Annotated in this window: 24 protein-coding genes; all 24 read right to left on the bottom strand. The window is 45.8% G+C overall.

The features are described 5' to 3' along the window. Positions 1-54: 54 nt before the first annotated feature. Positions 55-1,350: a fatty acid--CoA ligase family protein gene (locus tag HH196_RS10910; protein WP_169452142.1), complete on the bottom strand. Its 1,296-nt coding sequence runs from the start codon at positions 1,348-1,350 to the stop codon at positions 55-57. Further along, on the bottom strand, positions 1,350-2,027 hold the full coding sequence (locus HH196_RS10905; RefSeq protein WP_169452141.1) for an SDR family NAD(P)-dependent oxidoreductase: 678 nt from the start codon (positions 2,025-2,027) through the stop codon (positions 1,350-1,352). Before HH196_RS10905 ends, HH196_RS10910 begins: the two co-directional genes overlap by 1 nt. Continuing rightward, positions 2,028-2,303 carry a hypothetical protein gene (locus HH196_RS10900; protein ID WP_169452140.1) on the bottom strand — a complete coding sequence of 92 codons (276 nt, stop codon included), beginning with the start codon at positions 2,301-2,303 and terminating at the stop codon, positions 2,028-2,030. 130 nt (positions 2,304-2,433) lie between these two features. Beyond that, positions 2,434-3,819, bottom strand: a complete 1,386-nt coding sequence (locus HH196_RS10895) for a hypothetical protein (RefSeq protein WP_169452139.1) — start codon at positions 3,817-3,819, stop codon at positions 2,434-2,436. A gap of 59 nt (positions 3,820-3,878) precedes the next feature. Next, complete coding sequence (locus HH196_RS10890) at positions 3,879-5,111, bottom strand: N-acetyl sugar amidotransferase (RefSeq protein WP_169452138.1); 1,233 nt, start codon at positions 5,109-5,111, stop codon at positions 3,879-3,881. After that, on the bottom strand, positions 5,111-5,884 hold the full coding sequence (locus HH196_RS10885) for a HisA/HisF-related TIM barrel protein (RefSeq protein WP_169452137.1): 774 nt from the start codon (positions 5,882-5,884) through the stop codon (positions 5,111-5,113). Before HH196_RS10885 ends, HH196_RS10890 begins: the two co-directional genes overlap by 1 nt. Then, a complete protein-coding gene (gene hisH, locus HH196_RS10880; protein WP_248276925.1) occupies positions 5,877-6,434 on the bottom strand; it encodes an imidazole glycerol phosphate synthase subunit HisH in 558 nt (185 codons plus the stop codon). The genes HH196_RS10885 and hisH overlap by 8 nt, the downstream gene beginning before the upstream one ends. Positions 6,435-6,493: 59 nt before the next feature. Continuing rightward, complete coding sequence (locus tag HH196_RS10875) at positions 6,494-7,624, bottom strand: N-acetyl sugar amidotransferase (protein WP_169452135.1); 1,131 nt, start codon at positions 7,622-7,624, stop codon at positions 6,494-6,496. A gap of 54 nt (positions 7,625-7,678) precedes the next feature. Further along, positions 7,679-8,557: a hypothetical protein gene (locus HH196_RS10870; RefSeq protein WP_169452134.1), complete on the bottom strand. Its 879-nt coding sequence runs from the start codon at positions 8,555-8,557 to the stop codon at positions 7,679-7,681. Next, the gene (locus HH196_RS10865; protein WP_169452133.1) at positions 8,554-9,096 is read right to left on the bottom strand and encodes a GNAT family N-acetyltransferase; all 543 of its coding nucleotides are present in this window, start codon (positions 9,094-9,096) and stop codon (positions 8,554-8,556) included. The genes HH196_RS10870 and HH196_RS10865 overlap by 4 nt, the downstream gene beginning before the upstream one ends. Beyond that, on the bottom strand, positions 9,093-10,376 hold the full coding sequence (locus HH196_RS10860) for a DegT/DnrJ/EryC1/StrS aminotransferase family protein (RefSeq protein WP_169452132.1): 1,284 nt from the start codon (positions 10,374-10,376) through the stop codon (positions 9,093-9,095). The genes HH196_RS10865 and HH196_RS10860 overlap by 4 nt, the downstream gene beginning before the upstream one ends. Beyond that, positions 10,373-11,296: a Gfo/Idh/MocA family protein gene (locus HH196_RS10855; RefSeq protein WP_169452131.1), complete on the bottom strand. Its 924-nt coding sequence runs from the start codon at positions 11,294-11,296 to the stop codon at positions 10,373-10,375. The genes HH196_RS10860 and HH196_RS10855 overlap by 4 nt, the downstream gene beginning before the upstream one ends. A 51-nt stretch (positions 11,297-11,347) precedes the next feature. Beyond that, positions 11,348-12,055: a cytidylyltransferase domain-containing protein gene (locus HH196_RS10850; RefSeq protein WP_169452130.1), complete on the bottom strand. Its 708-nt coding sequence runs from the start codon at positions 12,053-12,055 to the stop codon at positions 11,348-11,350. Positions 12,056-12,107: 52 nt separating this feature from the next. After that, positions 12,108-13,202 carry a GDP-mannose 4,6-dehydratase gene (gene gmd / locus HH196_RS10845; protein ID WP_169452129.1) on the bottom strand — a complete coding sequence of 365 codons (1,095 nt, stop codon included), beginning with the start codon at positions 13,200-13,202 and terminating at the stop codon, positions 12,108-12,110. Positions 13,203-13,239: 37 nt separating this feature from the next. Then, positions 13,240-14,292, bottom strand: coding sequence for a pseudaminic acid synthase (pseI, locus tag HH196_RS10840; protein ID WP_169452128.1), 1,053 nt, complete (start codon positions 14,290-14,292; stop codon positions 13,240-13,242). Between the two features lie 3 nt (positions 14,293-14,295). Beyond that, complete coding sequence (gene pseH / locus HH196_RS10835; RefSeq protein WP_211160793.1) at positions 14,296-14,814, bottom strand: UDP-4-amino-4,6-dideoxy-N-acetyl-beta-L-altrosamine N-acetyltransferase; 519 nt, start codon at positions 14,812-14,814, stop codon at positions 14,296-14,298. Then, entirely contained in the window at positions 14,814-15,851 is a 1,038-nt protein-coding gene (pseG, locus tag HH196_RS10830; protein ID WP_248276855.1) for a UDP-2,4-diacetamido-2,4,6-trideoxy-beta-L-altropyranose hydrolase, read from the bottom strand. The genes pseH and pseG overlap by 1 nt, the downstream gene beginning before the upstream one ends. A 235-nt stretch (positions 15,852-16,086) precedes the next feature. Further along, complete coding sequence (locus HH196_RS10825; RefSeq protein WP_169452126.1) at positions 16,087-16,842, bottom strand: SDR family oxidoreductase; 756 nt, start codon at positions 16,840-16,842, stop codon at positions 16,087-16,089. After that, complete coding sequence (locus tag HH196_RS10820; RefSeq protein WP_169452125.1) at positions 16,805-17,743, bottom strand: Gfo/Idh/MocA family protein; 939 nt, start codon at positions 17,741-17,743, stop codon at positions 16,805-16,807. Before HH196_RS10820 ends, HH196_RS10825 begins: the two co-directional genes overlap by 38 nt. After that, the gene (locus HH196_RS10815) at positions 17,740-18,600 is read right to left on the bottom strand and encodes an aldo/keto reductase (protein ID WP_169452393.1); all 861 of its coding nucleotides are present in this window, start codon (positions 18,598-18,600) and stop codon (positions 17,740-17,742) included. The genes HH196_RS10820 and HH196_RS10815 overlap by 4 nt, the downstream gene beginning before the upstream one ends. Continuing rightward, positions 18,600-19,757 carry a UDP-4-amino-4,6-dideoxy-N-acetyl-beta-L-altrosamine transaminase gene (pseC, locus tag HH196_RS10810; RefSeq protein ID WP_169452124.1) on the bottom strand — a complete coding sequence of 386 codons (1,158 nt, stop codon included), beginning with the start codon at positions 19,755-19,757 and terminating at the stop codon, positions 18,600-18,602. Before pseC ends, HH196_RS10815 begins: the two co-directional genes overlap by 1 nt. Further along, positions 19,757-20,755: a UDP-N-acetylglucosamine 4,6-dehydratase (inverting) gene (gene pseB, locus HH196_RS10805; RefSeq protein ID WP_169452123.1), complete on the bottom strand. Its 999-nt coding sequence runs from the start codon at positions 20,753-20,755 to the stop codon at positions 19,757-19,759. Before pseB ends, pseC begins: the two co-directional genes overlap by 1 nt. Positions 20,756-20,787: 32 nt before the next feature. Beyond that, positions 20,788-22,065, bottom strand: coding sequence for a UDP-N-acetyl-D-mannosamine dehydrogenase (gene wecC, locus HH196_RS10800; protein WP_169452122.1), 1,278 nt, complete (start codon positions 22,063-22,065; stop codon positions 20,788-20,790). 9 nt (positions 22,066-22,074) lie between these two features. Continuing rightward, on the bottom strand, positions 22,075-23,193 hold the full coding sequence (wecB, locus tag HH196_RS10795) for a non-hydrolyzing UDP-N-acetylglucosamine 2-epimerase (protein ID WP_169452121.1): 1,119 nt from the start codon (positions 23,191-23,193) through the stop codon (positions 22,075-22,077). Positions 23,194-23,373: the final 180 nt, after the last annotated feature.

Below are 23,373 nucleotides of genomic sequence, written 5' to 3'. Positions count from 1 at the left end.
AAAACCACACATTGTTCTACTCATTAACTATTAATACTAACTATAAATCCGCCATCATTGTTTTTTAAATCGATGACCAACACTCACTTTCCCAAATCGTATGCGCCTCGGCTGCATATGGCTAGGCAAGTGATTAGCCATAAATCCGTTAAATAATGCCCTATCAATTTCAAAATTCTCACTAACCTGTATAGTTAGCTCAACATGCTGCCCCGTGATTGGATTCCGCTTGGCTTCTACTTTAGCTAGCTCGACATGATCGAATTGAAGAGCGATTCGTTCAACTTCAGAAGCCATGAATTTTAACCCTCCTACGTTTATAACCTCACTCGTCCTTCCAATTACTTTATAAAAGCCATTCAGTTCTTCAACAATGTCTTTCGTATTGTACCAACCTTCTTTATCGAAAGGCGTTTCTGCATTAAGATACCCTAACATTCTTGCCTTAGAACGTATTTCTAATACATTATCAACAACTCTTGTCTCTACACCCTCGCCACCAATTTTCATATAGAGACTATTAGATGATTGACTCTTTACACGCACAATTCCAAGCTCAGACATACCAAATGTTTGTCTAAACTCTACGTTTGGCAACAACTCACAAAGCGCATCAAGAGTAGGTTGATCCATTCGTTCGGTTCCATACGTGATAATACGTAACGATTTAGGAATACCGTCTGGTATTAGACCACTCATTAGCATCATGCGAAGAAATGTAGGTGTAGTAGGAAGAACTTCGATTTCATGTTCGGCACACGTAGCTATGATGTCTTCTACTCTTCGCGATTTCGGTGCCACTACAGTTCCTTTGTTGAACAAGGTATGGAGTAGTGTATTGAGTCCACCAATGTGGTCAAACAGTAAGAAATTGATCGTTTTCAACGTCGGACGTGGCGTTTCGAAACGCTGCATAAAAAGCGTTAAATCATGAAGAATGGCTTTAGGACGCCCAGTCGTTCCCGTCGAGAATAGAACCAATCCCGCATGCTGTTTAGCTCTTAGCTCTTCAATGAGTAAATGCTTTTTATTATGAGTGATACGCTTTATATTTCCTTCTTCAATTACAACATCTACGAGAGCTGAATCGAAGAAGTATTCATGTTGAGCTCTGGTATCTACTGTTAGTGGAACAAGAACTACACCCTTGTCAATTAGCTGTAAAAGAGTAAGAATGGACTGAGGGTTAAAGTCACCAATAAGTGCAACTACATCTCCACTGTTAACTTCAGTCAAATCAACGAACTCCTGATTAGCGACTTCATCGAACCTTAAAGATCCATTCGCATGCACCAAGAATGGGTAATCAATCCCTCTCCATCGATTGAAAAGTTTCTCTATAATATCCATTAGACACCACCCACATTAAGCACTTGTCCACTGAGTGATGATGATTTTTCGTCAAGTAACAATTCGACAAGATCACACACATCAGACTTTTGGAATTGTTTAGGTATTACTTGTTGAGATGTGATTTTATTAATTTGCGCGTCGGTAATTCCACGTAGAAGATCTGTACGAATAGGCCCTGGAGCAATACAATTAACTCTTACATTGAAGTCAGCCATCTCTTTAGCAAATGTTCGAGAAAATGATTCAACTCCAGCCTTAGACGCCGCATAAACTGACTCACCCTTTAAAGCTAACGCCACAGCAATGGATGAAAAATTGATAAAGCTGCCTTGCTTCTGGCGAAGCATTATTGGCGCGAATAACTGGCAACAGTAAATAGTTCCAACGAGATTTGTCTGTATTAACTTTTGAACTGTTGATTCATCAGTTGTCACCGCCATGTTCATAGAAGCAACACCGGCCGCATTGATAATTGCTTTAACTGGCTTATTAATGCGCTTTACTTCTTTTGAGGCATTCTTTACTGAGAGATAGTCACTAACATCACATTCAATAGCGTTTGTTTTCAATCCGCTTGTGTTGCGAACTAACGCTATTACTTCTTCACCATTCTCAATCAGACGCTCAGTGATTGCTTGCCCAAGTCCTCGACTTGCCCCAGTAACAATAATCACTTAAACCTCCGATTGATTTGCAAACTCTTCAGCAAGTGCAGCTACATTTCTAAACATACTGCGTGACTTTGACATCGCCACTTCTGATGTCCAATCAAATTCAAACCCATGTTCATCTGCTAAATCCTCGAGTGCAAGACACACTTCAACAAGCTTCATCGAATCAAGTAACGACTCACCTCCGATTAGCTGCTTATCTTCTGTAATTTCTTCTTTACCCTCTAAAACAGTATTAATAACTGATATAACTATTTTTATAGAATCTTCTAAATTCATTTCATCTCCTTTAAATTTAAAATAATTTAAAATTTATATAAAAATCTCAACTTTCAAAATCCCTGTAAATTTTACGGTATAATTCTTATACGGATATTTTATTCGTAAATAATACTACTCTCATCCATTACTAACTACCAAAGATAGCGTTTATCAACTCACCTTGAACATCACTATCTGGGTAATCCCAAAGTGAGATTATTTCTGAAGCTTGTTTTTTTGAATATATCGAAGATTGGAGAAATGCATCAACGTTACAAATTAAATCCTTCGTGCTTTTACAAACACACAATCCGGGGTGTAGGTTAGTTGGAAACAATTCATTATGTCGGCTTTCGAGAATATTATTCGAATCGATCATATTCGATATAACCCCACACTCGCTTAAGAATGCTACATCCATACAAAATGAAGTCATATACGACATTACTAACAAATCGCAGTTTACAATACTTCGTGCATAATTACGCAAGCTATCATTAACGCTAGAATTATACTCGCTCAAACTAAACACTGTCTCATCAGGCCAGTCAATTTCAACCTCTGGAATACATTCATATCGTGAAATAATATCCTGCTTCAAATTGGCATCAAAAACTACTGGCCTATAAATAATCTTTACATTCTTTTCAATTTTAGATACATATTTTATAAGTGCATCAAGTCCTTTAAATTCACTATCAGTCGGAAAAAAAACATTAGAGACTCCTGCGTAAATTATTCTAACTTCAGTATTAGCTTTATCATTAATAACTGGAAAGTCTGTCTTGAGTTCGTGTAGCGTACGAAACCAAACTGAGCCAACACGATATATATTTTTATCCTCGACTTTGTGGTAGTTGCGGGCGAGCACATACTCAAAATCACCTTGAACACAAATGGCATCAAAATCATTAATTAAAAACCCATTAGTAAATATCTGATCGGTTGTATAGGGAAGCAAAACTGAGCGCCATTTATTTTCAACGCACAACCTAGCCAACGACCGATCTTGAAGTCCCCAATTCGCTGATTGAATTAGTATTACATTTTGATATTTTTCAGCTCTTTGTAGTAATGCCTGATTCCCTAAACGGTACCAACTTTTACCTAAAATTTTTTCAGCAACTCTCCATGCATTCGGGTGCTCACCGATAAAGCTTAACAACCAATATGCAAGACGACGCACAGGTCCAAAATACTTATCAGCACCATTAATTCCAAACGAGGTGTATTGATTAAGTAGATAGTATTTAAGTTCAGTAGATCGGTTTTTTCGCCAATAACCTAATCTACGCATTAGTTCTGTAGCACCAATAAAATTTCGAAAAAGACAACTTTTTACTGGAGATTCCCAAAGGTTAAATGAGACTTCTCTATTAGAAAAATCCTCTATAAATTTTTGATTATTTGCGAAAGGCGAAACTATTACTACTTCAGCTCGTTTACATATTGGATTCAACACTACGTCACTAAGAATGTGTTTTACAATTCGAGGAAATGGAACTGATATAATCACAAGTGTGTTTTTTTTCATTCGCTTTTCGCTATTTTTTCTCTTATTAATACGTTACTGAACTAATTATTGTTATTATATTATGGATAACCTTTACCAACGGTTACGTATCCCGTGTTGGAAGTATAATCGAGAGTATCTGTAGCACGAAAACCTAGATAGTCCAGGGTACAAGAACCATTTTTTACTACCGAAGATGCACCCTTTAATTCCCACCTACCACTATCCAAACGATCCCAAAGGTCGTTATTACGATTCTGATCAATTATGAAGTTGAGTGATCGATTATTAATACCCAGCCATTTACAGAACATATCCTTGTTACGGATCGGCGCTACTTGGTACTTAGCAACAAGCGCTTGACCCTGTTCCCGGGTCAAGCGCCCATGTCGGATTTCCCTTGTTGCATGATCTGTCACTTTTGAATAGCCATGTTTTGCAAACTTCAGATAGTCATGCAAATCCATATAGTTGTAGCAGTCCACATGGTCATAACAATCAAAGGTGCGATCGAATCGAGCGGTCCTGTAATCATGCATATCCACCATGAGTTCGTGCTGCGCCTTTGGATCCCAACGAACATAGTTACCCAGGTAAATACCCCGTACACCAACCTCGTTCAAATCTGTATCATCAGGGTAACGGTATTGCCAAATATCTTCTTCTTTGAGCGTGTCAAATATCGACAAGAGATCATCTGCCTCGTAGCCCATGAGGTCGTGATCTTTCCGATACCTGCGAGTCATCTCAACATCGTGCGTGTGTGAGAACATCCCCACTTGCTCAAGACCTTGGTGTGCACCCCAAATGATTAGGGGGGTTTTATAGTGAACCGCCGTCTGTACCGGGAAAACCGTGTGTCCAGCTAGGCAATGCCAATAGATGCTGCCGAACTCACGTAGAGTGGTTCGCGTAATACGTTTGACCGAAATAGGATTCACATTCTTGATTAGGATATCGCAGTCAAATCGTATCCGAAGATTGGCCAGATTCCTTATGCCCAGAGGCGTATTAAAGTATTTGTTGTAACAAACAAGAAGTGGATTGAGCCCCAAACGTTCTTTAACCAAATGCACGATGAAGTAGGAATCGTTTGCTCCAGTTACAGGAACGATACAGTCATAGGCGTTACTGCTTGTGCTTCTGTAGGGCTTTACCAAAGCTTCCAGAGCACGCCAACGCTCGTTCCAGTCTAGACTGTCCTTTTCTTCGTGTACCCGGCAGCCAGAACAGATCCCTTCATCATCGATAATGAGTCCAAGCGCATGAGATGTGCTGTAGAGACAACGCTTGCAGATCTGTATCTTACTCATTAACTGTAATTCTCTCGATTGTAATACGCTTCCCGAATGGGCAACCCAGCCAAACATGCCTTGTAGGTCTGAACCGCATGCTCTTTATAGGCAAGAAAGTTACCCACAGCCACTGCACTCACGCTAGGCATGCTCAATACACTTTTAATCTGATCAGGCTCACTCAACCCTCCGAACGCGATAATGGGCGTGTTTACCGAAGCAAACAGCCCCAACAGATCAGCATTGAATCCTTGGCGGACCCCCTCATTTTGCCAATCGATGACGAAGGCTTCCGAGACCACCCGGTCATTTAGAATTCCCATCAACTCCGCTCCGATAGGCTTGCTTGTTTGACGGCGATAATCAAACCACTCAACGCCACCTTTACCTGCGGTTACCGGAATAGAAGCAATTACAGCCTGAGCACCCAATCGACTGGAAATGCGTTCGACGCTTTGTGGTGAGACATGAAGCAGTGAATCAATACAGATTCTGTCAGCACCGGCCTGAATCGCCGCAACTGCGCTGAATTCAGAATCCACTCCCCCCGAATAGATCAGGGGCGTACTGCGACCCTCACTGCTGATCTGCTCCAGCAACGCCAAATTAGGACCGTAGGACCGTCGACTACAGTCAATGCATTGCAGCAATATTTCATCGACTCCCCAGCGGTCAAGGTTTTCCAGCAGTATTTCCGGGGAGCCCAGCGGCAGGTAACGTTTGTATCCAAACGATTGAACCGCTTGCCCATCCTTAACGGTAATCACACCGACTAATCTTTTCTTAAGCACTGCACAACTCGCTTATCACACTAGACAGTAATTGCCGGCCAGCCAATTGACTCTTCTCGGGGTGAAACTGGAGGCCGATCATCGCCCCTCTCTGAACCCCCACGACGATGGGATCAGCATCCTGATGCAGCCGCGCAACCGCCGAACGGTACTCGGCGGGGGCCTGGAATTCGAACGAATGATTAAAGTAAACTGCCCTGCCGTCGCCAGCAACTAACGGACCCGTCGGATCGATCACTTCAATACTGTTCCACCCGATGTGGCAGCGGTCTTGGCTAAGCGGGACGACGCAACCGGGAATCAAACCCAATCCAGCTGTCAATCCGTATTCCTCAGAGCTGTCAGCAAGCAGCTGCATGCCTAGGCAAATTCCGATTATCGGGCGCCCTAACCGAGCTTGATCCTGGATATAGGTTATCAGATTTAGGCGATTAAGCTCGGCCATAGCAGAAGCAAAGGCACCGACACCGGGTAGAAGAAGCACATCGACCTGATCCAAAACGTCAGGATTGGACGTCACTCGGCAGCGGTAGCCCAAGCTATGCAACACCCGCCTTACGGATGCTATATTACCCGCACCGTAATCGATAATCCCAACTGTAATCCGACTCACAACCCTTCTCCCACCCGAAACTTTGGTAATATTTTTCCGTCTTTCGTGACATCAAACAGCTCACTATTGACCGAAGCATGTACCTGTTTCCAAAAGTCTTCTACCGTAATCTCGATATACTCACAGAAACTAGCGATATACTCATCAGAGCAACAACCATCATATTTTTGAATGAGCTCTATCCCCTGATCACGGGATATTTTTCCAAATCGAATCTCTTCATTTACAAAGTCCGTCGTTTTCCCAAACCCGAACTTGTAATACTTGATCATTTGATTGAGTGTGACCCAATCTTCATCTAAGCAAGACACGCCAGCCAGATCACCCGTATTTTCAACGCTGTCAATGCGGATTTCCAAACCATTGACGGCGGAATAGAGCCCGTTATTCGCCACGGACCAGTCGCCCAGAAACCACCCCAGATAGACAATCTGAAGGTTGTGGTGCTTAAATTCTTCCGGCGTCGGATACTGGTAAGGGATCATATGCTTGGGGTCTATCCCAGTTTCAAGCATCCAATCCAAACCACCACCCGAAAGCGTATTCATGTAACGAAGATTGTTGCCATCATATCCGGTGCGGCCTAGCGTTTTCATATCGCCGAGCTGTAGCCCCGGGTTCTCCCCCCACAAAATAAGCGGGATATTGTAGCGAATTGCTAACTGAGGCACGGAAGAGAACAATGCGAGCTCGGTAGCTTTGGCCCAGTTTGTAAACGATAAAAATGCTTCTTTAACCAGCTTTTTCCATACCCCAGGGGCGGGTGACGAGATTACAACGTCAAACCCGTTTTCGATCAGCGCTGAAATATTATTGGTTCCACGCTGGGTGATTTGTTCAGGCGGATAACTCAAACAAACTAATAATGGATTAATGCCGAGCTTATCTCTGACCCAAAGTGCCTGCCGCGTGCTATCTTTTCCTCCGCTGACTCCAATGATGCAGTCAAAATATTTGCCTGGGCCCCTTTTGTAGCTCCCCAGTATATCCTCAAGGATTTCAAAGCGCTCCTGCCAATCGACCTCTTTAAGTTTATCAAAATAGTTACAGGCCGGGCATATACCATTTTCCAAAAATTGAATATTTGGACGGGTATCTGGTTGTAAACAAACCGTGCAGTATTTCATCAACAATACCTAATAACTATTCAAAAACTCAGACAAACGGGCACCTGAACCCACTCACCAATCACGCAGATGGAGAATTTCAGCATGTGGCAATCGACATGGCTTCCCCTCAGGGGGGATGCAACATATGACAGTTTTATCTGCCAACAGACCGACAACCATGGCCATACTGTCCATTCCAACGACAAAATCAACTGCAAAAATCGAATCTATCAAGTCAGCGCTAGCATCTATTCGAATCGGAAAATCAAACTCCATTTCGATACCATCGTACTTCCCCGGTTGTTCCGAAGGATGCAACCGAATCAGCACCTCTTTCACAGGCTGTCCCAATAAATGGATATTTCTGAGGAAGTAACGCAGCGCTTGTTGCTCCGTGTACCCTCTATCAAGGTCCGGATAGCTTGCTCGAGACTCATGAGCACTGATTGGCTGAGAAAGAAACAAAGCTCGAGCCTTAATATCCGTGTTTACATATTTTCTTGCGCGCGCCTGTATCTCTGCAATCAGGTCGGAAAAATAGGGGTTTTCAATCAACCTCACCGGTATCTCAGGAAGCTGCTCCCGAGCGATACATTCAGCATCAGGATCCCCCACCCAGATCTCATCGGGAAGTACGGTAAATCCATTCCGCTCAAACCGCTGACGGTAGTTAATCCAATGATCAAGAAACACCACAGATCGCTTACCTTGCTCTCGCGCCTGCTTGATCGCCTCCAACTCAAAACTCGCAGGATAACTGCTTCCGCATAATAACAAGTCAGAGTTATGTAGAGCAGTTTTAAGATCAACGTTCACAAAGGACCCAAGTTTTCGCTCAAAAACCCGCACAGCTGGTCCGCTAAGAACTAAATTAAAGTCAAGACCCGCTCGCCGGATATAGCTGGAGAGGATCTCTGCGCCACCCGCGTCATGTGAAACGACTGCAATCATTCTGTGCATATCCCAGAGTATTCACTTTTAAGAATGCCGTACTCAACGATATCCACCCTTTCACCTTCGAGGTACAGGTGAGCGCGCCGAGTCCCCTCGTGGGCCATCCCTAATTGGACTGCGAGTTTTTTCATTCCTTCATTAGTAGCCGCGGTACCGCAATATACCCTCTCCAAATTTAGTTTGAAGAAGCCATGGTAGAGAAGTACCTTCCCAGCCAAGCGAGCAACGCCTTTTCCCCAATGACGTTGGTCGCCCATCAAAATTGCGAACTCCGCTGTTCTGTCGATAAAAGAAATGTTTTGCAGGCTGATATTTCCAATATGCCCATCATCCACATGACAGATAGCCCAAACTAACTGCCGATCGTTATTCGCCTCGGCGGCAAACTTGCGCATCGAGGCCTCAGATTTGAAGAACTTGCCATGGCCGTTAAACTTGCATACATCCTGATCTTCAAACCAAGAGAGGTAAGGCCCTTCCACATCCGACTCTCGGAAAGGGCGAACGTAGTAGGAGTGGTTCAACTTGTAGATCACGCAAGTAGCTCCAAGTTACGCCAGACTTTCTCAAACGCTGCCACAACTTTATCTACATCTTCGTCTCGGTACTCCTTCATGCACATGAAAAGCCCCAAATAGCAGGAGTCTTGATATTTCTCTGCAACGGGGCAGATACCCTTATCGTAACTCACCTTTCGATGACAGATATCTGATGTCCACGGGAAGCCCTTAGAACCAAAGGCAATTTTTCTCTGATACATTGGAAGTAGGTGCAAGTTCTGGTATGCGGTGCTGAGGCCCTCAACCCCCTCGGCCACAAGAGCTTCTGCGATTCGTTCGCGAGTAACACCTAGTTTTTCGAAATCAACGATCATTCCATAAAAATAAAATGAACTTGTGCAATCTTTAGCGACGATTGGTGGCGTCAATCCATTGAGATGCTGCAGAGAGTCGGTCAAACGACTCGCAGCGCGCTGGCGTGATTTGACAGCGTTGCTTAATTTCTTTAGCTGCTCGAGTCCAATCGCGCATTCAACTTCCCCTAGTCTGAAGTTATAGCCAACCATGTTGGTAAGATCTTCAACGACCTCACCCGTTATTACAGCCTCAGCATGGTTACGAATTAGTTTTAAACGTTCTGCGAATCGGTCATCGTTGGTAACGAGAATACCACCCTCACCGGTGTGGATATGTTTATGGTAGTTTAGGCTGTATCCACCGATATCTGCCAATGTGCCAGCCATTTTCCCCTTGTAGAACACCCCTGGGGCCTGAGCGCTGTCGGAGATTACTTTTAGGTTATAACGATCAGCAATTTCTCTGATAGCGTCCATATCGGCTGGATGCCCAAAAATATCAACAGCCATTATTGCCTTGGTATAAGGTGAAATGTTTTTTTCAATCGACTTTGGATCTATACAGAACGTATCGGGGTCAATGTCTGCAAATACAGGAATAGCATTCCAATGAAGAATAGCGGTGGCACTAGCGCACATTGTCCAAGGGCTAACAATTACCTCGTCACCCGGTTCTATTCCCAATGCACCTACGGCGGCTATCAACCCAGAAGTCCAAGAATTTACGGTGATTGCGTGTTTAACGCCGAAGTAATCTGCACAAGCTGCTTCAAACTCATTGACCTTATCGCCACCATTGAAATCAGGACAGGCAGCGCCAACAAACCGCGACAATACTGTACTTTCAACAACCTTTTTCGCTGCCTCTAACTCTTCCAGCCCAATTGGGTTATACGCAGGAAGAGTCTCAGGGACTGCCTTAGGGCCGCCAAACAAAGCCAACTTGTGAGAGTTACTCATATTTTACCTATTATCCTCGTAAGTGCTTCCAGAGTACTAACTGCATCCTCGCCTGTCGCTACATGACTGACCCGGCCTGCAAAGAGCTCTTCAACCTGAGAAGCTACGTTGTATTGAAACTTATTCATTCCGGACTCAATTAGTTCCGTTTCATTTGCAATCGATTTACTTTTCGAAAATACAGGATGCTGTTCTAACCCCTGCCATGTCACTCGATGGCCCGCCCGCTCATAACGAAGACGGCCGTTATCAGCCATAAGTTCTACTTCATAATGGGCAAAATCACGATCCATGGTCGATAGAAACAGTACCTTACCGCCTTCAAACTGGATACTGACATCAACTTCGGCATCATCATTGCCCAGAGGTTTTGCCGAGCCTAAGATCTGGAAATCAATCATCTCGCCCAACCAGTACCTGAGCAAGTTGAAGAAGTGTGATCCATTATGGATCAATCCTCCACCGTACCAGACCAAACCTTTCACCGGTCCTTGGATTTCTCCGGAAACAAATCTGCGCCCGATCTCTATAACAGCAGGATCCGAGCGTCGCATATAATTGACCACTAGTTGGACCCCCCGCTTTTGACAGGCTCTAGCCATACACTGCGACTCGGCCAGATCATAGGAGAGGGGCTTCTCGCAAAGCACCACTTTCACCGATGAAAACTTAAGCACTGTTTCCAACGTCAACCCATGCAGAGACGTGGGTACCGCAATCACAACAAGTTCCGGCGCCTGTTCAACGAGAGCAGCCTCAGCTGTTTCATAGGCTAAAACACCATAGCTGCGGGAAAACGCTGCCCGCATGCCCGGATCAGGGTCGACACCACCTACAAGAACATACTCCGAGTGCAGAGTAAAAGCTCTGGCATGGGAGTAAATATGCTGTTTCGGATCCAGGTCGATATCATAGCCCATACCGATCTGCCCGAGGCCGATTATTAGAACACTTCGACTTACCATTTCGTCTTAGTCATTTGATGAAGAGTTCTGCATCAGGAAAACGGCTTTGGCCATCTCCAGATCTTCGTATTCATCGACATCCACGGCCGATGTCCAGGGCATGTTCTCAAACACATACCCGTCTCCATAGAAGGTGCCTGCTTGCTTAAGTGCCACGCACTCCGCGACCCAGACAGCTCCAGTTGGGCAATAGAGGCTTTCAAGGTCTTGCGATCGCGTAAAAATTGCCTCAGGAAAGACACGCTCCGGGGTACCATTAGCATCCAGCTTGGCAGCCCACCACGGGTTCATCCAACCAAACTTAAAGCTACTAATCTGAAACTGTGCAGATCGATTATCAAAGGCCGCAACTGCCTTGCGAATGTCATCAGAGTTTCTTAGAGGACAATTAGCCATTAATTGAACCACGGTATCATAAATCTCAGCCCAGTGAGCTTCTGCCTGTGCAAGCGCTGAAAGGGTCGCTTCACTGATCGGGCTGTGATCATCGGCATTCTCGAGTCTAAGGAACGGCACCTCAGCACCATGAGCTCGTGAAACATCAGCAATAGCAGGATCATCGGTCGAGACTAGCACCCTCTCAAAGCAGCCCGATTCAAGGGCAGCCTGGATAGTTCTGGCAATCATTGGAACACCAAAGAAATCGATAATATTTTTTTTGGGTATCCGCTTGGATCCGCCACGCGCTGGGATAATTGCTATTCTGTTGCTCATCTAATGCTCTCCGCGGTCAATTGTTCGCATTGTTTCTCGCCCTGGAAGCAGATCAACGCTGATTCCTAAGTGCTTTGTGCCCCTCAGCAACCATCTTGACTTCAAAATTTGCCTCTTGGTAATCAGCCTTAACCATTTCACTAACCAATTCGCGGAAACTGGTCTTTGGCTTCCAGCCTAGCTTCTCTTTGGCCTTGGAAGCGTCGCCCAATAGCGTTTCGACTTCGGTTGGACGGAAGTAAGCAGAATCAACAGCCACGATACAGCGCCCCTCATGGTCATACCCTTTCTCGTCTACGCCTTCACCCTTCCAAGTGATCTTGATACCGAGTTCTTCGGCAGTAAGCTCAACAAACTCCCTAACGCTGTACTGTTCTCCAGTGGCTATAACGTAATCCTCGGGGGTTTCCTGTTGCAGCATCAGCCATTGAAGCTCAACGTAATCCCGGGCATGCCCCCAGTCCCGTTTTGCATCGAGATTACCAAGATACAGTCGATCGATCAGACCGAGTTTGATCCGAGACATAGCACGGGTAATCTTGCGAGTGACAAAAGTTTCGCCGCGATTTGGGCTCTCGTGGTTGAAGAGAATACCGTTACAAGCATAGATCCCATAGGCTTCCCTGTAATTAATGGTGATCCAATAAGCATACAGTTTAGCGACCGCATAAGGGCTTCGTGGGTAGAAAGGGGTGGTCTCTTTCTGTGGGACCTCCTGCACCAATCCAAACAATTCAGACGTAGAAGCCTGGTAAAAACGAGTTTTTTTCTCCAGCCCAAGAGTGCGGATCGCCTCAAGGATGCGAAGAGCTCCAAGCGCGTCGGAGTTAGCAGTGTACTCAGGCTCTTCAAAACTCACAGCTACGTGAGATTGTGCCGCGAGGTTGTAAATCTCATCTGGCTGGACTTTTTGGATTATCCGCACCAAACTTAAGGAATCAGTCATATCACCGAAATGAAGGAAAAAATTACACTCTGGGTCATGCTCATCTTTATAAAGATGATCTATACGATCTGTGTTAAATAATGAAGTTCTGCGTTTAATCCCATGAACCTCATAACCTTTATCAAGAAGAAATTCAGCTAAGTACGAACCATCTTGACCAGTCACACCAGTTATTAACGCTACTTTTTTTTCATTTTCCATTATATCAAGAGTCCAATATCATTTAATTTGCGCGTACCTATTCAAAATCCGAAAATTTCACTGCAGAATTTTTATCAATATTTCTTACTAAGGTCTTTCCGATAACATCATAAAGATACTTTGGTGGTATGCCATAACCGGGACGTACGGATCTGACCATTGTTTCGGTAATTTTTTCTCCACGCGCAGCAGACTTTACAAAATAAAGTGATCTTCGGAATTTTACATTTCCTTCTTCGCTCGATTTTCTACCGTAATTAACAGACCCTGTAGCCCTCCATGCCGTTTTACTGTCTCGACAGAGATTGCTCAGCTGCTCTGGCTCTAATGAAAAACTATCGTCAGGGCCACCACCACTTCGATCAAGTGTGAAGTGCTTTTCGATTATCGAAGCGCCAAGAGCTACACTTGTTATCGCGGTTGTATTATCCAATGTATGGTCAGAGAGACCGGCAACACATCCAAAACGCTCTATCATGTTACTTATAGTGTAAAGATTATAATCCTCAGCGGGCGCTGGATAGCCGCTGACGCAATGCAGAATAGCTAGTTCTTTACAACCACCTTCACGAGCGGCGATGACCGCCTCTTGGATTTCCTCTTCGTCTGCCATACCGGTAGAGATGATCATCGGCTTACCTGTAGCTGCTACGTAGCGGATTAACGGCAGATCTATTGCTTCAAACGATGCGATTTTGTATGCCGGTGCGTTCAAGTCTTCTAGGAGATCCACTGCAGTGGAATCAAAGGGTGAGCTGAAGATAGTAATGCCAACTTTAGCCGCGTGTTCGAACAGTGGTTTATGCCATTCCCATGGCATATGAGCCTCTTGGTAGAGTTCGTAGAGTGTTCGCCCATCCCACAATCCCCCTTTGATTTTAAACTCATCTGCATCGGAGTCCAGCGTGATTGTGTCGGGCCGATAGGTTTGTAGTTTGACAGCATCGGCACCAGCCTTAGCGGCCTCATCAATTATTTTGATTGCAGTTTCCAGCTTGCCGTTATGATTGGCAGAGAGCTCAGCAATTATATAAGGTGGCTGATTCTGGGAAATTTCTCTGCCGGATATAAAAATTCTCGGTTCTTTCATAATTTAATCCTCAAATCGTGCTTGCCACTCGCTGCTCAAAAGGCCAAAGCACACAACATCATGAAACTTGCTGGCATCACAGTGTTGCTCTCGCAGACGACCCTCTTCGGTAAAGCCCAGGCTCTTATGAAAGGCTATCGAACGGGTATTAACCCCAAGCACCTCTCCACATACCTTGTGAAGCCTTAACTTTGTGAAAGCATAGTCGAGCGCCTGCTTGCCCAAGTCACGGCCGCAGCCCTTGGGGGCATCAGGGGCCATATAGAACCCCCAGTCTGCCACATTAGCACAACCGGTCCGTGTAATATTAACAAAGCCTTGTGCTTTACATCCTTGCTCATAAATCAAAAGCTCCACCCTCGGGTCCGTGCTCGAACTGGCGTACCAAGCGCAATGCTCATCCATTGGTATTTCGTGGGTGGAGTACATGTAGCGTCGAATTTCTGGATGGTTACGCCAGCTTAGCACTTGTTCAAGGTCTGACTCCTCCATCGGCCTTAGCCTATGTTCATTCATAAACATTACCTTTCCATTGTCCTTACAACACTGAGAGCCCCGTGACCATCTGTGATACCTGCAGCAGCCTTACTCATACATATGAGCCGAGTGGGGTTTGATAACTCTTCTAATATTGATGGCAGCATTGGTTCGACTAGTGACGGTTCTTCTATCACTCTCGCTGCACCAACCATTTCTAGCGCCTTGGCTCCAGTCACTTGATTCTCTGCTAGTACGATTAGCATCGACGGAAGCCCCAAGCAACTTCGCTCCCATGAAGTGCCACCAGCAGCACCTATGGACAAGTCGGCCAGGAACATTCGCGCTGCCATCTCCTGCACATTCACGCTTACCATAGCTTTAAATGGCGACTGCGCCGCTTCCCAGCGAACTTCATCCAGGTAAGGCGCAGCAGCACCCATAATGATATCCAGTTCAATACCAGCAGGTAGTGACGACTGTGCAAGTGCTGCAAGTACCTTGCCGGTAACGTTGGTGCGATCAATTCCACCCAAAGAAATTAAAATACGCTTAATTTTTGGGTTCTCACGACGTAACAAGCTTTTCTCTCTTAGCGCTGCAAATTCAGGTCGTAACAACGCAAAACAAGGGCCGATCAATCGCTGGCACTCTGTAGGTAATAGCCCATCATAATCCGATGCAAAGCGACCAAGGTTCTGATCCAGCAGCAATCTGCATTCATGGGGCCGATTCGCCAGATCGTCGATCACCATGATTTTTTGCGCTGCGTTTGAAAGGGCACGTTCCCACTTTGCATCCAGTGCATAGTTGTCTACGACCAGCCAATCCGGTTTCATTGGCAAAATCGCGTCCAGCGTTTGATTAGCATCCTCTTGCCAAGATGCGCCCAGCCAGTGTTCGTAGACGTCGGATGTGTTGTTTTTCTGCTGCGGCGGTGTGTCGGTTGGTGCCGGTAACAGGGTTAGGCTGTAGCCTTTGCTGATGATTACATCACCTAGATGACCTAGGTGCTCTCGGCAAATAAACCAACAATGGTGGCCTTGGCGGGTCAGTTCATCGGCCAGGGTCAGGCAACGCATAACGTGGCCGGTACCGATTCGGATAGAGGCGTCAGCCCGAAATGAGACTCTCAATGAAGGAAAACCGCCGCAATTGATTTAACATCTGCCGAAACTAGCCTGCGACCGAACCAACCGGACTCTCTCGCGGCTTGAATTATAAGGACAATCAACAGAATGCCGGAACAAACCACTATATCGTTACGAGAAATACACTTTGAACAAACACTAGCAGCAAAGATTGCGATACTCAGCTTCACCATATCGACCAGCCGCCGTCTGCAACCAAAGTTTGTCCCGTAACAGCACTGCTGGACGAAGCGATTAGAAAATCGAGCGGACCGGCCAGCTCATCTTCCGCAAGCATACGTGCCGAAGGTGTTAATACCGCATAGCGTTCCTTAAAAGCATCATCTACCCTACCTTCCACACCGCCATATGCTATACAGTTCACTCGAACGCCTTTGCTGGCCATCCGCACGGCAAGCTCTTTAGTCAAATGGCTAAGCGCAGCTTTGGCTACACCATACTGTATAGGTGATTGCTTGGGATAGTCTTCGTATAAGTAAGGATTGCTGGCTACAACACCATATTGAGAGCCTATATTTGTAATCGTTTTCAGCTCGCCTGGTTGCGCGTGAAAAAGACCCATAGAAAGTTCATAAGGCACTACCACATCCATCAAATACTCGGCCATGAAGTCTTCGCGACTGGTTTGCCCAAAGGCATCTGTTTTCAGCGATTCAAGGCTACGGGCATTATTAACTAGATGATTGATGCTATATCCCTTTTTCGCCAAAACCTCTAATAACTCTTTAACTGCCGAACGACCGGTAAGATCCGAAGCAATTGCCACAAGGCCACTTGGTTTGCCGAACTCTTCAATGAGAGCGTCTCCACGAACCTGTGAGGTCGTAGTGAAAATAACTCTCCACTTCTTCATTAGAAAATGCATAACAAACTTGCGACCAAACTTACCTGTTCCGCCCGTAATCATAATTGTCTGAGTCATGCCCCCCCCTTTCTAACAATTGAACAACTAATTCGTTAAAGGATCTAGGCGAAGTGACCGACTGATTCCAGACTCCTTCAAGGAACATCTCGAGGGCTGTCTTAAAAGCATTGAAAGAGTCACTGAACACTAAATCCTTGAACCCTCTCGTTCCAACAACTCTAATCGAAATTGGGGATACGCCATCCCCTACAGCAAAGAAGGCCGTCTGTATGCCGCTGCGCCAGTCAACAAGAAGCGATCCAGGAGTATTGTCATGCAATCTATTGACAACGCCCCCACTGAAACTCACTGGCTGATCAGATTCAGGAAGCATGTTCAGCACGGGTTCGATTATGTGTACTGCGTACTTATTCCAGGACTTAGGCGTGAAAGCGACGATTTTTCTTATTTCACCAATTTTCTCACGGTCTTGCTGTGACAGCATCAACTCCTGACTGAACCTCAAAGCTGAACAAGTAAATATCTGCCCAGGGTACTGTTCGAGTTCATACAGTTTTTCAAGGTCGGCCATTGACAGCGCAATTGGCTTATCAATATATATCGGCAAACCGGCTTTCAAAAAAGGAGCCGCGAATTTAAGGTGGCACTCGGCATCATCCCTGGCAAGCAAAACTGCATCGACCTCACCGATCATAGCTTCTGGAATCGGAACCACTTTGGAGATATTTGCAGCCTTCGCTATCATCTGGGAAAGCTTTTCATCCTGTGTCCACACAGATACAACTTCAGCTCTCGAAATTCGACTTTCCGGCCACTGCTGTAACTCAAGATACCGCGGAATTACCGGAAAGCCACATAACTCCATAAACTCTGGATTATACCCGTTAAAAATAGCACTCCAGGAATAGGGATGGCCATTACCTTCTGACAGTCCGAGCACGCCTAACTTAATACTCATAGCCTCCATAACCCCGGATTGATGAAATTTATATCAGTCGACTGTATGCTTTCTGGTACTCGGGGAGTTGAAGTGTTAGCTGCAGACACAATGTCCCGCATTTGCTCAGGTGTATCCACACCAACCACTATTTTATTAATTTCCGAATACTCACTCAGAAAACCCAGACAAGCCTGCAAATGAGATAATTGCTGGTCGGAGACCCAGGTGTCATACTCGGATAAAAGTTTTTGCCATGGTTTGAAATATTCAGGCCGCTTCACTGCTGGCATCAATAGTAACCCTTGTAGAAAAGCAGATCGTATATGAACCTCCGCACCCTGTTTGGTTAACTTTTCAAGCCAACCGGAATTCGCTAAGCGTCGGTCTAGGATATTCATCGGTGCCTGAACCAGGTCAAAATCGAAATCAGTTAGTTTGTCTAGATCGTCTGGCCCGTACACTGAAATGCCGATTTTTCCTACCAACCCCTGCCTCTTAAGATTAACAAGAGCCTCGTAAAGCTCACCACCGCTTGACTGAAGCAGGTCCAGAGGCCGGTGCAGGAGTAACCCATAGAGCGAATCGCATTTGAGGTTCGTGAGTGATCGATCAATACAACGATTTACCCAACTTGCTGGCTTTTCGATGCAGTCTGTACCTGGAAGAACTTTCGAAATCACCTTAAAATTTTCGATACCAGCACGACCTAGTACCTCTTCGCTAGTACCGTAGGCCGCAGCAGTATCTAGTGTGTCCACGTTCAACTCACGTGCGAGGCTAATAATATCTTGAGAAGTGTTCTCTGGAACACGACCGCTTGCGTTAGCTACGCCATACACCAAACCGAACTGTGCGGTGCCCAATGCAATTTTCATCACGATAATACTTTACGCAAACACCCAACCACTGTGTCCTGTTGCACATCAGTCAGCCCATGATACATTGGCAGGCTGAGCGCTTCGCTATAATAGCGCTCGGCTATAGGGAAATCGCCTTGCATAAAACCCATTTTCTGGTAGTAGGGTTGGGTATGCACCGGAATGTAATGTAGGTTTACACCAATTCCCTGCCCGCGTAGGCATTCAAATACCTCACGATGGGTTTTGCCGATTTTGTCCAGCTGCAGGCGAATCACATATAAATGCAGTCCCGAATAACTGCCAGGATGCTGCCAAGGGGTTTTAACCGGCAATTCTTTCAGTAACCCATCATAACGTTTTGCTAAGTCATGGCGGAGGGCGACAAACGTATCTAGCCGTTCTGTCTGACTGATCCCGAGCGCTGCCTGTAGTTCGGTCATTCGGTAGTTGTAACCGAGTTCGACCTGCTGGTAGTACCAAGGCCCATCTGGCTCATGGGTCATACGGTTCTGGTCGCGGGTAACACCGTGGCTGCGGTAGAGGTTCATGTTTTCTGCCAATTGGTCATCATTCGTCAGCGCCATGCCGCCTTCTGCGGTGGTGATGATTTTCACCGGATGGAAGCTGAAAACCGTTATATCACTATAACGGCAGTTGCCGATATATTCACCCTGATACTTGCCGCCAATAGCGTGAGACGCATCTTCAATGATCTTGAAGCCATACCGCTGTGACAACCCATGAATTGCATGCATATCGCAGGGCTGGCCGCACAGATGCACAACGACTAGTATTTTAGGCAGTTTGCCTTCCCGTTCGGCAGCAATCAGCTTCGCTTCCAATGCCTTGGGGCAGAGGTTGTAGGTAATCGGGTCGATATCGACAAAATCGACCTGCGCCCCGCAATAGAGACCACAGTTGGCCGAGGCGACAAATGTGATAGGGGTAGTCCACAGCCAATCAGCCTGACCGAGCCCAAGAGCCATACAGGCTATATGCAAGGCGCTGGTAGCACTATTTACAGCTATCGCATGTTTAGCCCCTACCTTGTTGGCAACCGTCTGTTCGAACAGTGGCACCTTCGGCCCTTGCGTCAGAAAGTCAGACTGAAGCACCTCGACAACCGCATCAATATCTGACTGGATAATTTCCTGTCGGCCGTAAGGGATCATCAGATACTCCCGATCTTCTCACGGTTGGCATCAATCCAGACCTGCAATTCAGCATTACTCATCCACTCGGCATTATTTTCGCTGGAGTAAACGAAACCCTCCGGTACTTTCTGCCCGTCTTTAATGCGATTAGCGTCTAGCCCCCAACTGTTTATCTGCGGTAAAATTTTATAGTGTTCAGGATACTCATAAGTAAAGAATGCATCTTCGGTTCCGATCATCTGCTCATGCAGTTTTTCGCCTGGACGAATACCGACAACTTCCTGTTTTGCTTCCGGCGCAACTACCCGAGCCAGATCAGTAACCTTCATTGAAGGAATTTTTTTCACGTATATTTCGCCGCCGATCATATCTTCAAAAGCATGCCAGACCAACTCGACACCCTGCTCTAGCGATATCATAAAACGGGTCATCCGTTCATCGGTAATAGGCAGTGAGCCTTTGTCTTTGATCGACATGAAGAATGGAATGACTGAACCACGGGAGCCCATTACATTGCCGTAACGAACAACAGAGAAACAAGTCCCTTTACCTCCAGCATAATGATTACCGGCCACAAACAACTTATCTGACGCTAGCTTTGTAGCACCGTAGAGGTTAATCGGACTGCTCGCCTTATCAGTCGATAAAGCCACTACACCTTTAACTTTCTTATCTATACAGGCATCGATAACGTTCATTGCACCATTGATATTGGTCTTAACGCATTCAAATGGATTGTACTCGGCTGTGGGTACTATCTTAGTAGCAGCGGCATGAACAACATAATCAACACCATCCAACGCACGGTAAAGACGATCACGATCACGCACGTCACCGATAAAAAAACGCACACGAGGGTCGTCTTGGTAGTTTTTGGCCATGTCCCACTGTTTCATCTCATCACGTGAGAAGATAATTATTTTCTTGGGGTTGTACTTTTCTAATGTCATTGGAACAAAAGTGTTACCGAATGAACCTGTACCGCCTGTAACTAGAATTGTTGCATTGGTTAGCATTAAGGTTTCCTTTTCTGTTTCAATTCGGTAAATCAGCGGTTCCAGATACCTCTGGTATCTATAACTTTAGCGTTGATATTCCGATGATCGATAGCTTTAAAGTGATGATGATCTACAAGCAATACTATCAATTCCGAGGACTCAAGGGCAGTCACGATACTCACGAGCTCTACCGCATCCTGGAGCTTTATTGGTAGTTCTTTGATGTTTGGCTCAACAACCAGGGTCCGCCCAGGGTGTAGTTCCGCTAGCGTTCTCGCTATTTCTAATGCCGGGCTCTCCCGCAGGTCATCTATGTCTGCCTTAAATGCCAAACCGAAGCACGAAACTGTCACCTCTTTAGCGGTTTTATCAGGATGCTCGAGCAAATACTCGGCAAGCGCCATCTGAATTTTTTTAATTACCCAATTTGGCTTTGAGTCGTTTACTAATCGGGCAGTCTCTATCAGGCGCGCTAAGCCTGGTGTTTTACTTACAATGAACCAGGGGTCTACAGCTATACAATGCCCACCTACACCAGGGCCTGGCTGAAGTATGTTTATACGCGGGTGCCTGTTCGCCAAGGTGATCAGTTCCCAGACATCAATTTCAAGCTGATCGCAAACCATCGATAACTCGTTTGCAAAAGCTATCTGAACATCTCGACAGGAGTTCTCAGTGAGTTTCGCCATTTCAGCCGTACGTGCGTTTGTGATTACACACTCACCTTCGACGAACGCCTTGTAGAGTTCGACAGCCCTCTTCGAGCACATGTCTGACATTCCACCAATCACACGGTCATTTTGGACAAGCTCTCTTACAACGTGACCCGGTAAAACTCGCTCAGGACAGTGCGCAATTGAAACATCTGCATTTTCACTAAGCTGTTGCGGAAATCTCAGATCAGGACGAGAGTTTGCCAACCACTCAGCCATCTGCTCCGTCGCCCCAACTGGTGAGGTAGACTCGAGAATCACCAAATCGCCTTTTTTCAAAACTGGAGCTATAGCCTTAGCAGCTTTCTCTATGTACCCGAGGTCCGGCTCTGGAATTTCTGAACCATTCGACTTGAAAGGTGTTGGCACTGCAATCAGAAATGCATCCGCAGGCTCAGGTATTGTAACTGCCTTGAGGTAACCCTCTTTAACAGCTGAGCGGACAATAATATCCAGTTCTGGCTCAACGATATGAATTTCGCCGCGGTTAATTGTATCGACAGTTTTTTGGTTTACGTCTACTCCTATTACCTTCTTCTTTCGCGAGGCAAACATAGCCGCTGTTGGCAGTCCAATATAGCCAAGACCGATAACGGAGATCGTTTCAAAGCTCATATAGCTTCCTTAAATACTTAAAAAATTCAAGATACGTTTGCACGCCTGGCCGTCACCATACGGGTTGTGGGCGCGCGACATGGCTGCGTAGGCATTTTCGTTTACAAGAAGGTTTATCACTTCCTCGACAATCAGATCTACATCAGTACCCACCAGCTTTACCGTACCAGCATCCACAGCCTCGGGACGCTCAGTTGTGTCGCGCATGACCAAAACTGGCTTACCCAGAGACGGAGCTTCCTCTTGTATTCCACCGGAATCCGTCAATATCAGGCAGGACTGCATCATAAGGTATACAAATGGTAAATAGTCTTGCGGGGGTATCAAATGAACGTTACTGCAGTCCGCCAGAAGCCGATTTACAGGTTCCTGCACGTTTGGATTTAGATGAACCGGATAGACTACTTGGCAGTCATCACGCTCGCTCGAGAATTTCCGCAGAGCCTCACAGATACGCTCAAACCCACCACCAAAACTTTCTCGTCGATGGCCCGTTACCAAAACTAGTTTCTTGTGTGTGCCCAGCATGGGGAATAATGCAGCTAACTCATCACGCAACTGGGCATCATTATCTAGTTTGTGCTTTACCCATAAAAGCGCATCAATAACCGTGTTGCCAGTCACTGAGATATCAGAAGCGGGAATACTCTCGTTGAGCAAATTTTGTCGTGAAGTTTCGGTCGGTGCAAAATGATAACGCGTTAGCGCACCCGTCAGCTTACGGTTACCTTCCTCTGGCCATGGAGAGTATATATTTCCTGTCCGAAGACCCGCCTCAACATGACCGACTGGTATTTGTTTGTAATAGGCAGCCAGCGCTGTAGAAAAGGTTGTCGCTGTATCTCCGTGCACTAGAACCACATCCGGCCGGAAGTCATCCAGCACACTCTCCATCCCTTTTAAGATCCCGGACGTAACATCGCTCAAAGTTTGCCCAGGCCTCATAAGATTCAGATCATATTCGGGTTTGATCTCGAACAGATCAAGCACTTGGTCAAGCATTTCACGGTGCTGAGCCGTTACGCATACACGCGATTCGAAACGTGTGTCAGCGGCGAGTGCGCGGACCAACGGGGCCATCTTGATAGCTTCTGGACGTGTACCGAATACTGTTAAGACTTTTTTCATTTACTAATAAACACCTAGCGTGAATCTCTTCGCTCTGTGAGCTAACGCCTACAAATTTTCAATGAGACTTATAATACATTGCTATCTCTTCGAGATAGTTTCAAAAACCTTGCTGTTTTTCTAAACGCTAACACTTTCTATATAAAACTACTTTAGTTTCCGATAAGGGCCACTTATTAA

The sequence above is a fragment of the Marinobacterium sp. LSUCC0821 genome (assembly GCF_012848475.1).
Classification (GTDB): domain Bacteria; phylum Pseudomonadota; class Gammaproteobacteria; order Pseudomonadales; family Balneatricaceae; genus Marinobacterium_E.
The sequence above is the reverse complement of the archived record's forward strand: the minus strand, read 5'-3'. Positions and strand labels throughout refer to the sequence as shown.

Bases quoted from the DNA above. Each gene is read 5' to 3' on its own strand.
- HH196_RS10910 (WP_169452142.1), bottom strand. From the start codon at position 1,350: ATGGATATTATAGAGAAACTTTTCAATCGATGGAGAGGGATTGATTAC.
- HH196_RS10900 (WP_169452140.1), bottom strand. From the start codon at position 2,303: ATGAATTTAGAAGATTCTATAAAAATAGTTATATCAGTTATTAATACT.
- HH196_RS10895 (WP_169452139.1), bottom strand. From the start codon at position 3,819: ATGAAAAAAAACACACTTGTGATTATATCAGTTCCATTTCCTCGAATT.
- HH196_RS10890 (WP_169452138.1), bottom strand. From the start codon at position 5,111: ATGAGTAAGATACAGATCTGCAAGCGTTGTCTCTACAGCACATCTCAT.
- HH196_RS10875 (WP_169452135.1), bottom strand. From the start codon at position 7,624: ATGAAATACTGCACGGTTTGTTTACAACCAGATACCCGTCCAAATATT.
- HH196_RS10870 (WP_169452134.1), bottom strand. From the start codon at position 8,557: ATGATTGCAGTCGTTTCACATGACGCGGGTGGCGCAGAGATCCTCTCC.
- HH196_RS10860 (WP_169452132.1), bottom strand. From the start codon at position 10,376: ATGAGTAACTCTCACAAGTTGGCTTTGTTTGGCGGCCCTAAGGCAGTC.
- HH196_RS10855 (WP_169452131.1), bottom strand. From the start codon at position 11,296: ATGGGCTATGATATCGACCTGGATCCGAAACAGCATATTTACTCCCAT.
- HH196_RS10850 (WP_169452130.1), bottom strand. From the start codon at position 12,055: ATGAGCAACAGAATAGCAATTATCCCAGCGCGTGGCGGATCCAAGCGG.
- gmd (WP_169452129.1), bottom strand. From the start codon at position 13,202: ATGGAAAATGAAAAAAAAGTAGCGTTAATAACTGGTGTGACTGGTCAA.
- pseI (WP_169452128.1), bottom strand. From the start codon at position 14,292: ATGAAAGAACCGAGAATTTTTATATCCGGCAGAGAAATTTCCCAGAAT.
- pseH (WP_211160793.1), bottom strand. From the start codon at position 14,814: ATGTTTATGAATGAACATAGGCTAAGGCCGATGGAGGAGTCAGACCTT.
- pseG (WP_248276855.1), bottom strand. From the start codon at position 15,851: ATGCGTTGCCTGACCCTGGCCGATGAACTGACCCGCCAAGGCCACCAT.
- HH196_RS10825 (WP_169452126.1), bottom strand. From the start codon at position 16,842: ATGACTCAGACAATTATGATTACGGGCGGAACAGGTAAGTTTGGTCGC.
- HH196_RS10820 (WP_169452125.1), bottom strand. From the start codon at position 17,743: ATGAGTATTAAGTTAGGCGTGCTCGGACTGTCAGAAGGTAATGGCCAT.
- HH196_RS10815 (WP_169452393.1), bottom strand. From the start codon at position 18,600: ATGAAAATTGCATTGGGCACCGCACAGTTCGGTTTGGTGTATGGCGTA.
- pseC (WP_169452124.1), bottom strand. From the start codon at position 19,757: ATGATCCCTTACGGCCGACAGGAAATTATCCAGTCAGATATTGATGCG.
- pseB (WP_169452123.1), bottom strand. From the start codon at position 20,755: ATGCTAACCAATGCAACAATTCTAGTTACAGGCGGTACAGGTTCATTC.
- wecC (WP_169452122.1), bottom strand. From the start codon at position 22,065: ATGAGCTTTGAAACGATCTCCGTTATCGGTCTTGGCTATATTGGACTG.
- wecB (WP_169452121.1), bottom strand. From the start codon at position 23,193: ATGAAAAAAGTCTTAACAGTATTCGGTACACGTCCAGAAGCTATCAAG.